Source organism: Sphingobium sp. CECT 9361, assembly GCF_918741285.1.
Classification (GTDB): Bacteria; Pseudomonadota; Alphaproteobacteria; order Sphingomonadales; family Sphingomonadaceae; genus Sphingobium.
Window position 1 is genome coordinate 86261 of the sequence record NZ_CAKKNC010000002.1, and the last position, 12924, is coordinate 99184.

Annotated in this window: 12 protein-coding genes; 6 read left to right on the plus strand and 6 right to left on the minus strand. The window is 60.6% G+C overall.

All coding sequences use genetic code 11. The annotated features are described in order from the left end of the window. Window positions 1–71: 71 nt before the first annotated feature. The 3 genes from LQ220_RS05605 (at window position 72) to LQ220_RS05615 (ending at window position 2932) form a co-directional block, all read left to right on the plus strand. Window positions 72–569, plus strand: a complete 498-nt coding sequence (locus LQ220_RS05605; protein ID WP_230187332.1) for a hypothetical protein — start codon at window positions 72–74, stop codon at window positions 567–569. Window positions 570–597: 28 nt separating this feature from the next. Beyond that, entirely contained in the window at window positions 598–1374 is a 777-nt protein-coding gene (locus LQ220_RS05610) for an NYN domain-containing protein (RefSeq protein ID WP_230187333.1), read from the plus strand. Between the two features lie 94 nt (window positions 1375–1468). Next, on the plus strand, window positions 1469–2932 hold the full coding sequence (locus LQ220_RS05615; protein WP_230187334.1) for an ADP-ribosylglycohydrolase family protein: 1464 nt from the start codon (window positions 1469–1471) through the stop codon (window positions 2930–2932). Window positions 2933–3113: 181 nt separating this feature from the next. On the opposite strand, the gene LQ220_RS05620 is transcribed toward LQ220_RS05615, so the two are convergent. Next, window positions 3114–4238, minus strand: a complete 1125-nt coding sequence (locus LQ220_RS05620) for an IS110 family transposase (protein WP_230187335.1) — start codon at window positions 4236–4238, stop codon at window positions 3114–3116. A gap of 119 nt (window positions 4239–4357) precedes the next feature. Between LQ220_RS05620 and LQ220_RS05625 the strand changes: the two genes are divergently transcribed. The 3 genes from LQ220_RS05625 (at window position 4358) to LQ220_RS05635 (ending at window position 6899) form a co-directional block, all read left to right on the plus strand. Next, window positions 4358–4969 (plus strand): S24 family peptidase, encoded by a 612-nt coding sequence (locus LQ220_RS05625; protein ID WP_230187336.1) that lies wholly within the window; start codon window positions 4358–4360, stop codon window positions 4967–4969. Window positions 4970–5043: 74 nt separating this feature from the next. Further along, a protein-coding gene (locus LQ220_RS05630) for an IS5 family transposase (protein WP_230187337.1) occupies window positions 5044–5798 on the plus strand; the annotation gives its coding sequence in 2 pieces (ribosomal slippage) (window positions 5044–5362 and window positions 5362–5798; 756 coding nt in all). Window positions 5799–5891: 93 nt separating this feature from the next. Next, complete coding sequence (locus LQ220_RS05635; protein ID WP_230187338.1) at window positions 5892–6899, plus strand: IS110 family transposase; 1008 nt, start codon at window positions 5892–5894, stop codon at window positions 6897–6899. A 233-nt stretch (window positions 6900–7132) separates the two neighbouring features. Here the strand turns inward: LQ220_RS05635 and LQ220_RS05640 are convergent, their stop codons facing one another. The 5 genes from LQ220_RS05640 to copD all read right to left on the minus strand — a co-directional run bounded on the left by LQ220_RS05640 (window position 7133) and on the right by copD (window position 12922). Then, window positions 7133–8347 carry an IS256-like element ISSpma2 family transposase gene (locus LQ220_RS05640; protein ID WP_230187514.1) on the minus strand — a complete coding sequence of 405 codons (1215 nt, stop codon included), beginning with the start codon at window positions 8345–8347 and terminating at the stop codon, window positions 7133–7135. Window positions 8348–8993: 646 nt separating this feature from the next. Further along, the gene (gene cueR / locus LQ220_RS05645; protein ID WP_230187339.1) at window positions 8994–9383 is read right to left on the minus strand and encodes a Cu(I)-responsive transcriptional regulator; all 390 of its coding nucleotides are present in this window, start codon (window positions 9381–9383) and stop codon (window positions 8994–8996) included. Continuing rightward, window positions 9380–9583: a DUF2933 domain-containing protein gene (locus tag LQ220_RS05650; protein ID WP_230187340.1), complete on the minus strand. Its 204-nt coding sequence runs from the start codon at window positions 9581–9583 to the stop codon at window positions 9380–9382. The genes cueR and LQ220_RS05650 overlap by 4 nt, the downstream gene beginning before the upstream one ends. Beyond that, the gene (locus tag LQ220_RS05655; RefSeq protein WP_290369016.1) at window positions 9580–11925 is read right to left on the minus strand and encodes a heavy metal translocating P-type ATPase; all 2346 of its coding nucleotides are present in this window, start codon (window positions 11923–11925) and stop codon (window positions 9580–9582) included. Before LQ220_RS05655 ends, LQ220_RS05650 begins: the two co-directional genes overlap by 4 nt. A gap of 64 nt (window positions 11926–11989) precedes the next feature. Further along, complete coding sequence (gene copD / locus LQ220_RS05660; RefSeq protein WP_230187341.1) at window positions 11990–12922, minus strand: copper homeostasis membrane protein CopD; 933 nt, start codon at window positions 12920–12922, stop codon at window positions 11990–11992. Window positions 12923–12924: the final 2 nt, after the last annotated feature.

Genomic DNA, 12924 nt, shown 5'->3' on the forward strand with positions numbered 1-12924 from the left:
CCGCAAGTCTTGCTTGGCATCCGAACAACGGACGTTGGCAGGTCGTGCGAGGGAGCGATGAGCACCAAGACATGGAACGGGTCATGGCGCAGCTAGGCGGAGCAAGTGTCAGGCTGCGATCGACGTCACAGGCTGCAAATGGCACGTCCGAAGTCGCAATTCGCGACGAGCAGTACGTACTCGACCTCTGCGACGCAGTTCTCGGGCTGAAGGCCGTCCGGCAGCACTGCTTTGAGTTTCTTACCGGCGATCTAGATCGGCGTGGTTACCGAAAGCCGCTGCCTGTCGACGGATTCTATCCTGCTCTTGGCCTCGTCGTGGAATATCATGAGCGCCAACACCGCGAACGTGTCGGATTCTTCGACGATAAGCCAATGGTTTCCGGGGTACCTCGGGGCGAACAGCGCCGACGATATGATGAGCGCCGCGCCGACTTGCTGCCGAGGCATGGCTACAGTTTAGTCGTTCTCAATGTGGATGAATTCGCGCACGATAGGGCCAAGCGCCTGCTCAGGACCCATCAAGATCAGGCCATTGTCAGCCGCCGCCTTGCAAGTTTTATCGGCTGATTAATGGATATCAAGGCAATGGTGCAAAATGGCTAATGAACCTCGCACCCCACGGCTTGCTGTCTTGATTGACGCAGATAATGCATCCTCCCGGATCGCACCGCGCCTTTTTGAAGAGATTGCCAAGATCGGTGAGGCAAGTGTTCGCCGCATTTACGGCGATTTCTCCGGGACTAGGCTTAAATCCTGGGCCGACGTTCTCGCCACGCATGCGATCAAGGCGCACCAGAACTTTGCGTACACCAGCGGCAAGAATGCTTCGGATATCGCTTTGGTCATCGACGCGATGGATCTTTTGCATACCGGTCGGTTCGACGGGTTTTGCCTTGTCTCTTCCGACAGTGATTTTACCGGGCTGGCCTCGCGTATCCGTGAGCAGGGGATCGATGTCTACGGCTTCGGAGAGCAGAAAACTCCCGAGAGCTTCCGACAAGCCTGTCGCCGTTTCATCTACACCGAGAACCTGCTGCCGGAGGCGCCAACGTCAGATGAACTTGGCCGACTGGATACCCGTCCGGCTAGCGTAAAGAAGTCGCCCACTGCTGCCGCACCCTTGATCCGAACTGCCATCTCACAGCTCGATGATGAAGGGGGCTGGGTGCCTCTAGGGCGGGTGGGCCAACGCCTCGCAGCGCTCGCCTCAGACTTTGACCCCCGAACTTATGGTGAAAGCAAGCTGAGCGACCTGGTCGAGAAGGCCGGCGGCTTTGACTCACGCAGAACGGAGACCGGACATTTGCAAATCCGGGTCTCTCCGTCTGGGAAGACGGGCCAACCTAAACCCCAAAAGGCAACAGCCGGATGAAAGCCCGGCTGCCTCCTTGCGCTAACCAATACCTTTTCTGACGCCTTTGGGGCATGCGACCGATAATGTCGTACATGGGTCATATCAAAGCGCGATGAGCAGAAATATTCGAACAAGCACCACTGATCCGATCCAGATCCCTACACTTCCGGCCGCATCAGGACGCATCGGCATATCCTTCTGTCCAGGAAAACAAGGGCCTGCGCTCGCTGGCTTTACCTGGAAGCGTGATCTTGCGACCGATCTAGACGCGGTGCGTGGGTGGGGGGCTGCCGCTGTCGTCTCTCTGATTGAGAAGCACGAGATGGAGCTGCTGGGGGTCGCAGACCTGGAGACTGCGGTTGCTGCGCGTGGGATGGAATGGTTTCATCTCCCAATCCCCGACGTCACCGCTCCTGGCGAGGAATTCGAGCAACGATGGCACACGGCCGGAGCCCGGCTGCGCAGTCTACTCACCGACGGGAAAAGCGTCTTTATCCATTGCCGGGGAGGGCTGGGCCGAGCCGGCACAGTGGCGGCGAGACTGCTCATCGAACTTGGCCTTGCTGACGCTAGTGGTGCAATCGCTCACGTTCGTGGCGTCAGGCCTGGCGCCATTGAGACGAAGGCACAAGAAGATCACTTGCGAGAGATCGAGCGTATCTATGATTGCTCATATGGCTGTTTGGTTGGACTGGCGGTCGGAGATGCTGTGGGGGCGACGCTCGAGTTCAAGCCGCGCGACAGCTATGCCCACATCACGGACATGGTCGGGGGAGGGCCATTCGGCTTGGATGCCGGGACCTGGACCGATGACACCTCCATGGCCCTTGCGCTGGGAGAAGCTCTGCTCGCCAGCGCGGCCAAGGGCTCGGCGTTTGAGCCGGGAGAAGCACAACGGCGCTTTGTCGATTGGTGGAGGAACGGCGCCTTCAGTCCCACGGGCAGTTGTTTTGATATCGGGATCGCAACCCGGCAGGCCCTTTCTCGGTTCGAGGAAACGGGCGACCCGATTGCCGGCTCGACCGATCCGTACTCAGCAGGCAACGGCTCACTAATGAGGCTCGCGCCAGTCGCGATCTGGGGGATACAGCAAGATCCCGCAGTAGTGACACGAGTAGCCCGCCTACAGAGCATGACCACGCACGCTGCAGATGCGTGCCTCGAGGCCTGTGAAGCGTATGCACTGGTCTTGCGGGCGGCTATCCTAGGTGCCGACTTTGAGGAAGCACTGGCGGTTCCCTCGGGCGAATATGGACCGGAGGTCGGTCCAATCATGGCCGGTAGCTGGCGCGGGAAAGCACGCGATCAGATTGCGAGCAGCGGATTCGTCGCGCACAGCCTCGAAGCAGCGATCTGGTCCGTGGCAAACACGACGAGCTTCGACGACGCAGTGCTGTTGGCAGCCAACCTCGGTGAGGATGCCGACACTACTGCCGCAATTGCCGGGCAGTTGGCTGGCGCAATTTACGGCGCATCGTCGATCCGCCGATCATGGCTAGAAAAGCTGGCATGGCGCGACAAAATTGAGAATCTCGCGCGTAATCTGGCGTTCCCGGCAGTCGCGCTCTCAAACTAACGTCGCGGCCGATACATGGCAGCGATCGGCGGCGTTGCTGTTCGGCCCGCATTGCTGCCCATGGGCACATAATGTGTCATGCTTGATGCCCTATCGGTGAATTAGCGGATAATGCGTCAGGTTTGACCCTTTACAGAAGGCCCCCGGCAGCGGGATCAGACGGCAGGCTTGGCCCAATTACCTACAACGGGATCTTGGTCCCAGAAATACGTGCGGGGTCCAAGCCTGCCTCCTCCGGCTGGAGGAACCGCGGTTTCGATTTGTCTGGATCAAACGAGGCGCCCGTCTTCCACATTGCCATCATGATCACAGCGAGCTTCCTTGCGACGGCAACGCGAGCCTTGAGAAATCCGATCTTTGTTGCCAGCCGGAGGCCCCAAGTACGCAATGAACTTTCGGTTTTGATTGTGCGAAGCAGCACGGTGGCTGCCGTGATTAGGTGCGACCTGGTCAGCTTGTTTCCGTAACGGCTGATCCGGCCGCGGCGCGCGGTGGCGCCGGATTGATACAGATTGGGCGTTAGGCCGAGATAAGGCCCGACATCTCGATTGCTTCTAAAGCGGTACGGGTCTCCGACGGCGCTGTAAAATGACAGCGCTGTAATTGTCCCAACGCCAGGAATCGTCTGAAATCTGGCGCAAACCGGGATGCTGGCGGCCATTGTGCGCATCTTTCGATCCATATCCCAAATATGAGAGCGCAGTTCTTCTCCCATCCTGACCAGGGGATCCAAATCGACGCGGATCGTCACGCCGTTGGTCCTCAAAAGCCTGAGTTGATTCGCGACTTCAGCTGCGAGCGATCCTCGCCCATTCAGGAGCTTGATACTGGCACCGTGCAATCTGAATATGGACTGGAGCAGCGCATCCGTCCTGGCTCGATGCTTTAGCAGGGTTCGACGGATGTTGATCATTATCCGGATGTCCTGGTGCTCCACCGGTTTGATGAAAACATGGGGACCGAAGGACTGCGCCAGTCGGCCAAGCTCAGCGAGACCTTTGGCATCATTCGCATCAGTCTTTTGACGTCGGATCGCCAGGAATTTGCTTGATTTGCGAACGTCGACGACTTGAACGGGAAACCCGAATGAACGGAGATCCCGAACCATTTGAGTGCCGACACCGGCCTCGATCGTAATAGACTGGACAGGCTCAACGCCGAACCGTCGAAGGATATCTCTTATCGGAGCAGCGCGGGTCTCAGTCATTGCCTCGAAGAAAACGTGTCCTTCGACATCGACGAGGCAGACCGCAGTCTCCAAGTGGCCGGCGTCGAGGCCGACCCAGTAGCGCAGGTGCCGTGGCATTGTGCTCCCGTACGACGTTTGTTTCTTTCGCTTGCCCTACTGACCTTGTCGGGGCTGTCCGACTAGGATTCGTCCTCCGGCATGTGATAGTGAGGTAGGAAATCGAAGGAGATGATAGGATGGGGCCGCGGGAGGCGTTGGATGGCCTAATCAGCGAGCGAGGAGAGACCTACGCATCAATTTCGCGCCTCCTCGGGAGAAACTCGGCATACATCCAGCAGTTCATTAAACGAGGTTCTCCAGTCCGCCTTGACCAAAGCGATATAGCGCTGCTGGCATTGCATTTTGACGTGCCCGTAGAGAAGCTCGGTGGAAAGGAGGGGCCGACGGTCGGGCAGCGTTCGATAGTCAAAGTCCCCTTGCTGAACGGGACAGGTAACGATTCACGCTCACAATGGCGGCTGGTTGATGCGGCTTGGCTCGGTCGGCTGTGTGATCAGCCCGCCAGTGTCGCAATCTTGCCAATCGTTGGTGAGGCGATGGAGCCGACCCTCTGCAATGGCGACGAGGTTATGATTAGCCGAGTTCGCTTCCAGGAGAGCGTGCGTGAAGGCCTTTACGCCATCCGTGGGTCTTCTGAAATCTTCGTAAGGCGAATAGCGATCGACCCAACGAAGAACCGTCTGACCGTTCTTACTGACCACCCTGCATATCCGAGCTGGCAGGGCATCCAGCGCAAGGGCGTCGATATTGTCGGCCGGGTGATCTGGATCGGAGCTCGGGTGACCTAGGGTCAGGACCCATTGAATTGCTTGCACAGGGGGTGATTGGTTGATTCAAGGTCAGCGTCGAGGAGGCGCTGGTCGTGGATGTTCCGTTTCTGCTGAGCGAGGCGCAAATGCGCCGGATCGAACCGTTTTTTCCGCTGTCGCATGGCATTCCACGGGTGGACGACCGTCGGATTATCTCGGGCATCGTCTATGTCATCAAGCACGGTCTGATGTGGCGCGATGCTCCGAAGGGGTACGGTCCGCACAAGACGATCTACAACCGGTTCGTGCGCTGGAGCCGGCTCGGGGTCTTTAACCGCATCTTCGCCGAACTGGCTGGCGCCGCCGGCGAACCCGACCGGATCATGATCGACGCGACGCATCTCAAGGCGCACCGCACGGCATCCAGCCTCCTAAAAGGGGGGCTCTTTCCCGATGTATCGGGCGCACCAAGGGCGGGCTGAACTCGAAGCTGCACACGGTCTGCGATGGGCAGGGTCGGCCGATCGTCATGCTACTCACCGAAGGGCAGATGAGCGATCACAAAGGCGCAGTTCTGCTGTTTTCGCGGCTGCCCCAAGCCAAGGAACTGCTGGCTGACAAGGGCTATGACAGCGACTGGTTCCGCCACGCCCTTGCCAGCCGCGGCATCACCCCATGCATCCCGCCAACGGCCAATCGCAAGGTCCAGCACGCCTATGACAAGCAGCTCTATCGCCAGCGTCACAAGATCGAGAACCTGTTTGCCCGTCTCAAAGACTGGCGACGCATCGCCACCCGCTACGACCGCTGCGCGCACACATTCATGTCCGCCATCACCATCGCTGCAACCTTCTGCTTCTGGCTCTGATCAATGAGTCATCGTGTAATTGCGGCTGCTTCCCTCGGACCTTGGTAGAGGCGCACACTTCTGGTTGTCGAATCCTGAAGGAAGGAAGCAGCCATGAAGCATTATGCCGGATTGGACCTGTCGATGGAAACCACGCAGGTCTGCATCGTTGACGAAAATGGCCGAAAGCTGGTCTCGGAGAAGGTCGAGAGTTCCCCCGAGGCGATCGCCGGGCTGCTTGAGCGATGTGGTCCTATCGAGCGAGCGGTGATCGAAACAGGGCGAATGTCGCCGGCGATCTGCCTTGGCCTGCGCGAACTGGGCGTTCCGGTTGTGTGTATCGATGCCCGCCAGGCGCACCAGAGCCTGAAGGCGATGAAGGCGAACAAGACTGATCCGCACGATGCCGCCGGTCTCGCGCAACTGGCGCGGACGGGCTTCTACAAGGAGGTGCACGTCAAATCTCCGGCAGCGCATGGGGTGCGCAGCGTGATAACCGCGCGTGGCCACCTGGTGGAAGCACGTGTCCGGCTCGACAACATGATCCGCGGCCTTTGCGCCACGTTCGGCTACCGCCCTGGTCCCGGACAAGGGAGAGCATTCCTTGAGCGGATCATGCAGGCTGCCCACATTCCCGGCTTGGGCGATGCCATCACGTCATTGCTGTCCGTGCGCGCCGAGCTGGTCGAGCAGATCAAGGAAATGGACCGCCGCCTGCGCATCATTGCCAGCCAGTCACAGGCCTGCGAAATCCTGATGACCATACCGGGCGTCGGCGTGCAGACGTCGGCCGCCTTCGCCGCTGCAGTCGATGAAGCCGGGCGCTTCCGACAATCGCGCAATGCCGGCGCGTACTTCGGCCTGGTGCCCCGACGCCATCAGTCGGGCGAGATCGACTGGACCGGCAGGATCACCAAACAGGGCGACGGCACAGTACGCAAGCTGCTGTATGAAGCTGCCAACTCGATCCTCACCCGGAGCCGGGAGACCTTTGCCTTGAAGACATGGGCCACGAAGATCGCCAAGCGCCGAGGTCTCAAGAAGGCTCGCGTCGCGCTCGCCCGCCGCCTTGCTGTCATCATGCACGCCATGCTGCGCGATGGCACTTTGTTCCAAGCGTGAGGTAGGATAGAATCTGTTTGCCAGCGGTGAAGCGTCAACGCTGATCCGAGGGCGGTGTCCCGAGAGGGAACGCAGGGACGGACGATCTGCGAAGGTTACCGGATGGGCCCGCAAGCCCGCTTCGAGTCAATGCAACGTTCGCCTCCGTGAGACCCGATACAGCACGGCCAGGCATCTGTCCGGGGTCGCGTCCGTCAAGGTGGTGTAATTTCGGCTGTGGCCGTGGGCCATCGTCAGGCGGCTTTGGCGGTGATGTGTAGGGGCTGATTTTCCTCCTCGATCATGGGTTGGTTGAGTTCGGCCATGCCTTCGATCTGCATGTATCGGTGCTGGAGCTGCCACTCGTCGTTCTGCTCCATCAGCACAGCCCCGACGAGGCGGATGATGCTGTCTTCGTTCGGGAAGATTCCGACGACGTCGGCGCGGCGCTTGACCTCCTTGTTGAGCCGCTCGAGCGGATTGGTTGAGTGTAACTTCGTGCGGTGCTGGGTGGGGAAGCCGGTGTAGGCGAGCACGTCGGTTTCGGCCTCGTCCATGCAGGCGCCGAGCTTGGGCCAACGGGTGCGCAACTGGTCGGCGACCTGTCGCCAGACCTGCGTTGCGCTTTTCTGATCGGGCTGCAGGAAGACCTGGCGGATCGCGGCGGCGACGACAGTGTTCTGGCCCTTGGGCACATAGGACAGGGCATTGCGCATGAAGTGCACCCGGCAGCGCTGCCAGGTGGCGCCCATGACGCGGGTGATCGCGCCCTTGAGGCCCTCGTGAGCATCGGAGATGACCAGCTTCACGCCGGTAAGACCGCGCCGAACAAGGTCCTTCAGGAAGTCGGACCAGAAGACCTCCGCTTCCGAGGGGCCGATATGCAGGCCGACGATCTCGCGCCGGCCCTCGGTGTTGACGGCCATGGCGATTATTGCGGCAACGCTGATGATCCGCCCGCCTTCGCGTACCTTGAGATAGGTGGCATCGAGCCAGAGATACGGCCATTCGCCGGTGAGCGGGCGTTTCAGAAAGGCATGGACGCGCTCGTCAATGTCCTTGCAAAGCTTGGAGACGGTGGACTTGGAGATGCCGGTCATGCCCATGGCCTGGACGAGTTCATCGACCCGCCGGGTGCTGACCCCACCGATCCACGCTTCCTGGATCACCGCAACCAGCGCTTTCTCGACCATCTTGCGGGGCTCAAGGAAGCCCGGAAAATAGGACCCAGCACGCAGCTTGGGGATTTTCAGGTTCAGCGTGCCTACCCGGGTATCCAGCGAACGGTCGCGATAGCCGTTGCGCCAGGTCGCGCGCTCGCTGCTGCGTTCGTGGCGACCCGCGCCGATCAGGCCATCAACGTCGGCCTCCATGATCAGCTGCAGCACGTTCTCGGCGATGGTGCGCAAAAAATCCGGTTGGTCGCCCTTTGCAGCCAGCTCTTCGATCAGTAATCTGTCCTCGGTCATCGGGAACTCCTCTTCGTCACGGTTGAAGTGTGCAAACTCCACCATAACGATGAACCCGGTGGCCACCAGCGACGCCGCATTCCGGGGTGGGGCATGCCCCACCCCGGAATACACCATCGCCTACACCGGAAATTACACCACGAGCGCGGACGCTAACTCTGTCCGGTCAGTGCGGACAGATCCATGAAACCCTCAAGGGATCACACCGCCTAGCTCTACAATTACAGATCCTGACCCTAGCTGTCATTATGACACCGCGCTGCCTGAGGCTCTAAGCGGCCATCCCAGCGTGCGATGCTGGCGCGGAGCAAGATGGGTAGCAGTCGCGCTGGCTGGGAGGTGAAACGACGACTCGCACAAGCGCAGTCGGACAAAGCGCAGGCCATGAATCTTTCACCGTGAACGCTGATGTGCGGAGGCTGAGCAGCCGCAGTGCCGAATTAGCGCGCTGCTACCTAGAGAGCTACCTAGCACAAAAATGCTCTCAATCGCCCGATCCGGCGACATTAGTATCTGATTGAAAAGTAGGGGGAAAGTGGTGGACGCACTAGGGCTCGAACCTAGGACCCGCTGATTAAGAGCAATCTTTCCGTCCGGATGTGTTCGCGTGCGACCGCATCGATGTGCAGGTGTCCAGAGGATCTGGTCAACTGACTGCGATCCCGTCGAGGATCGGACAATCGGGTCTGCTGTCGCCGCTGCACCCTTCGGCCAGTTCCAGCAAGGCGCGACGCATGGCTTCAAGTGCTGCGGCCTTGCGACCAAGATCATCGGCATGTGCCAGGGCAACGGCCTTCACTTCACTGCTCGTCCGCTCGCGGTTGTCCCATAGGCCGAGGAGAGTGGCGATCTCCTCAAGCGAGAAGCCAAGGCCGCGGGCGTTGGCAATGAAGCGCAGGCGCTCGATCGATTGCGGCGAATAATCCCTGTAACCATTGTCGCGTCGGTCAGTGGGCGGCATCAACCCTACGCGCTCATAGTACCGGATCATCCGCTCCGACACGCCAGTGGTCTTCGATGCCTGTCCGATGTTCATGGCCGCTGTTCGCCGAACTTCGGGTAGCGTCCTTGGTGGTGGCCGCCATGGAAGAAGTGCAGCAGCGGGTAGGCGAGCAGGAATGCGTAAGGGATCAGCCCGAAGAAGTGCTGCCGGTGTTCCGGATAGAGCAGGAAAGCGGCGATCAGCGCGCCCGATGCCGCGGCCAGCAGCCACGCGCGCTTGCTGGCAAGGTTCATAGCGTAATCCTCCTGAGACGCAGCGAATTACCGATGACGCTGACCGAGGAAAGCGCCATCGCCGCCGCTGCGATGATCGGTGAAAGCATGATGCCGAACAGCGGGTAGATCGCGCCCGCAGCCACCGGGATACCAGCGACGTTGTAGGCAAAGGCAAAGAACAGGTTCTGCCGGATGTTGGTCATGGTTGCGTGGCTGAGGTGCCGGGCACGCGCTATCCCCGTCAAATCGCCCTTGAGCAGTGTGATGCCTGCGCTTTCAATCGCAACGTCTGTGCCGGTGCCCATGGCGATGCCGACATCGGCAGCGGCAAGCGCAGGGGCGTCGTTCACACCGTCGCCTGCCATCGCCACGATCCTGCCTTCGTCCCTCAAGCGCTTGACGATCGCGCTCTTTTGGTCTGGCAACACATCGGCTTCGATGTCGTCGATGCCGAGCCGCCGCGCGATGGCCTCAGCCGTGACGCGATTGTCCCCGGTCAACATGATGACATGGATACCCGCTTCGGCCAGCGCCTTGAGCGCGGCAGGCGTAGTCTGCTTTACCGGATCGGCAATGCCGATGGCACCCGCAACCTTGCCATCTATGCCAAGAAAAATTGCGGTCGCCCCGTCAGCGCGCAGGGCGTCAGCACGTTGCGCCAGGGGGGCAGTCGAGACCCCTTGTTCCTGAAGAAAGCGGGCATTTCCAGCAACAAGCCGATGTCCATCGACGATGCCGGTTATGCCCTTGCCGACTGGCTGATCGACGTCGCCCGGTTCGCTGATTGCGATCCTCTTGGCTTCTGCATCTCTGACAATTGCCAGGGCTAGCGGATGCTCGCTGCTGCGTTCGAGGCTCGCGGCAAGGCGCAGAACCTCTTGACTGTCGAACCCTTCGGCCGTCTCGATCGCAACCACCGCAGGCTTGCCTTCGGTGAGCGTGCCGGTCTTGTCGACGACAAGCGTATCGACCTTCTCCATGCGTTCGAGAGCCTCGGCGTTCTTGATGAGTATACCGGCCTGGGCACCGCGTCCGACCCCCACCATGATCGACATCGGGGTCGCGAGGCCAAGCGCACAGGGGCAGGCGATGATCAGCACGGCCACCGCTGCGATCAGGCCATAGCCCATTGCAGGCGATGGGCCGACTAGGGACCAGATGACGAACGCGATCGCTGCGACGGCGATCACCGCCGGCACGAACCAGCCCGACACTGTGTCGGCAAGCCGCTGTATGGGCGCACGACTGCGCTGGGCTTCTGCTACCATCTGGACGATGCGCGCCAGCATGGTGTCGCGCCCGATCTTCTCGGCGCGCATCACAATGCCGCCGGTCTGGTTTATCGTGCCACCGATCAGCTTTGACGCAGCCTCCTTGGTCACCGGCATGGACTCGCCAGTCACCATCGATTCATCGACCGTGCCGCGGCCCTCCAGCACCACGCCATCAACCGGAACCTTCTCGCCTGGGCGAACGCGGAGCGTGTCGCCGACCAGAACCTGGTGGAGTGTGATCTCCTCGTCACTACCATCGGGACGAACCCGGCGGGCGAGCTTGGGCGAAAGGTCGAGCAATGCGCGGATCGCACCGCTGGTTGTTTCCCGGGCACGCAGTTCAAGCAGTTGGCCAAGCAAGACCAGCACGGTAATGACCGCCGCCGCCTCGAAATAGACCGCGACTGAGCCGTCCATTGCGCGAAACGCGGGTGGGAAGATACCGGGCGCAAGCGCCGCCGCCATGCTGTAGATCCAGGCAACGCCCGTTCCCATCGCAATCAGGGTGAACATGTTGAGGTGGCGGCTTTTCACCGAGGCCCAGCCGCGTTCAAAAAAGGGCCAGCCCGCCCACAGGACCACCGGCGTCGCCAGAACCATCTGGACCAGGTTGGCGATGTTTCCATCCAGATAATGGCGCAGTCCGGTCAAATGCCCGCCCATTTCGAGCGCAACCACCGGCAAGGAGAGGATGAGGCCGAATGCAAAGCGCCGCTTCATGTCGGCATATTCGGGCGACGGTCCATCGTTGAGCGTCGGCGTCATCGGTTCCAAGGCCATGCCGCAGATCGGGCAGCTTCCCGGCCCCGACTGCTGGACCTCCGGATGCATCGGGCAGGTCCAGGTCGCGCCGTCTGGCACCGGCTCTGCCGGTCGCGGCGCATCGCTCATATAACGTGATGGATCGGCCTTGAACTTGGTTAGACAGGCAGCGCTGCAAAAGTAGTGATGGACGCCGTCATGGGTCGCGACATGCGTGGTCGTCGCAGAATCGACGCTCATTCCGCAGACGGGGTCAATCACCGTCCCTGGAGCCTTCGATCCGGAATGCGCGCATTTCGCATGGTCATGATGCGATTCGGTCATACTTCGTACTCCTCTGGTCGCAACACTCATCAACCTTGACATTATGTCAGGGTCAAGGGGTAATTCACCCGTTCGCCATGATCGGCTCCAGCGTACCCAGCCAGGCCACCACGGCGAGGATCGTAAGCACTGTGGACGTTTCCAGAACCAGGCTTTGCCGAAGACCACGTAACGCGGGGACCGGATTGCCGTTGGCGATGGCTGCACCAAGAGCGGGTGTCAGCCGCCAGCGGTTGACACCCGCCAGCATCAGCATTGCAGCAAACAGGGCGAGCTTGATAAGCAGGAGTTGGCCGTAGCGCGAAGCGAACAAGCCGTATGGATGCGGCAAGCCCATCAGGCTCAGGCTGTTGATGATGCCCGTGAGAACGATCAACGCGACCGCAAGCGTCCCAACCCGCGAGAATTGTTCAAGCGCCCGATGCGCGATCCTGATCTGCGCATCGGATTGGTGCGCCAATGGCTGAAAAAGCAGCCAGGAGAACGCGGCAATTCCGCCGATCCATATAGCCGCCGCCAGCATGCAGACGATGTCGCTCAGCCGGTGGAGCGATCCAGTCCACCCTCCGGTTGCACCGGCATGGCCAGTCCAGACCGGCGTGGCGATGGCAAGCACAGCCGAGGCAAGCAGACAGTATCTTGCAAGGCGTGGGCTTCGGCCAAGCGCCAGTGCGGCAAGCAGGGCAATTGAGACTGCCACCATGCGCACGACCCAGGCGCTGCCGATGGCGCTCTGTGTAACGATTTCCCTGAAGGCCGAGCCATCGACTTCCCAGAGGCTGGTCCCGGTCATGGCTGCGACAAGTGCGATCATGCCGGAGCCGGACAGCAGCAGTCCGAGCAGCGAAAGGAGGAGGGCAGGTTTGGCCAGCGGCAGCAAGGCAGTGCCTCGCTCCTCGGGTTTCAGCGCGTAAAGCGAGAAGGCTGTCACACCTGCCAGCACCATCAGGTCGGCGTAAAGCGCGAACCGGATGGCGATGACAGGCAGGTTGTCCAAGT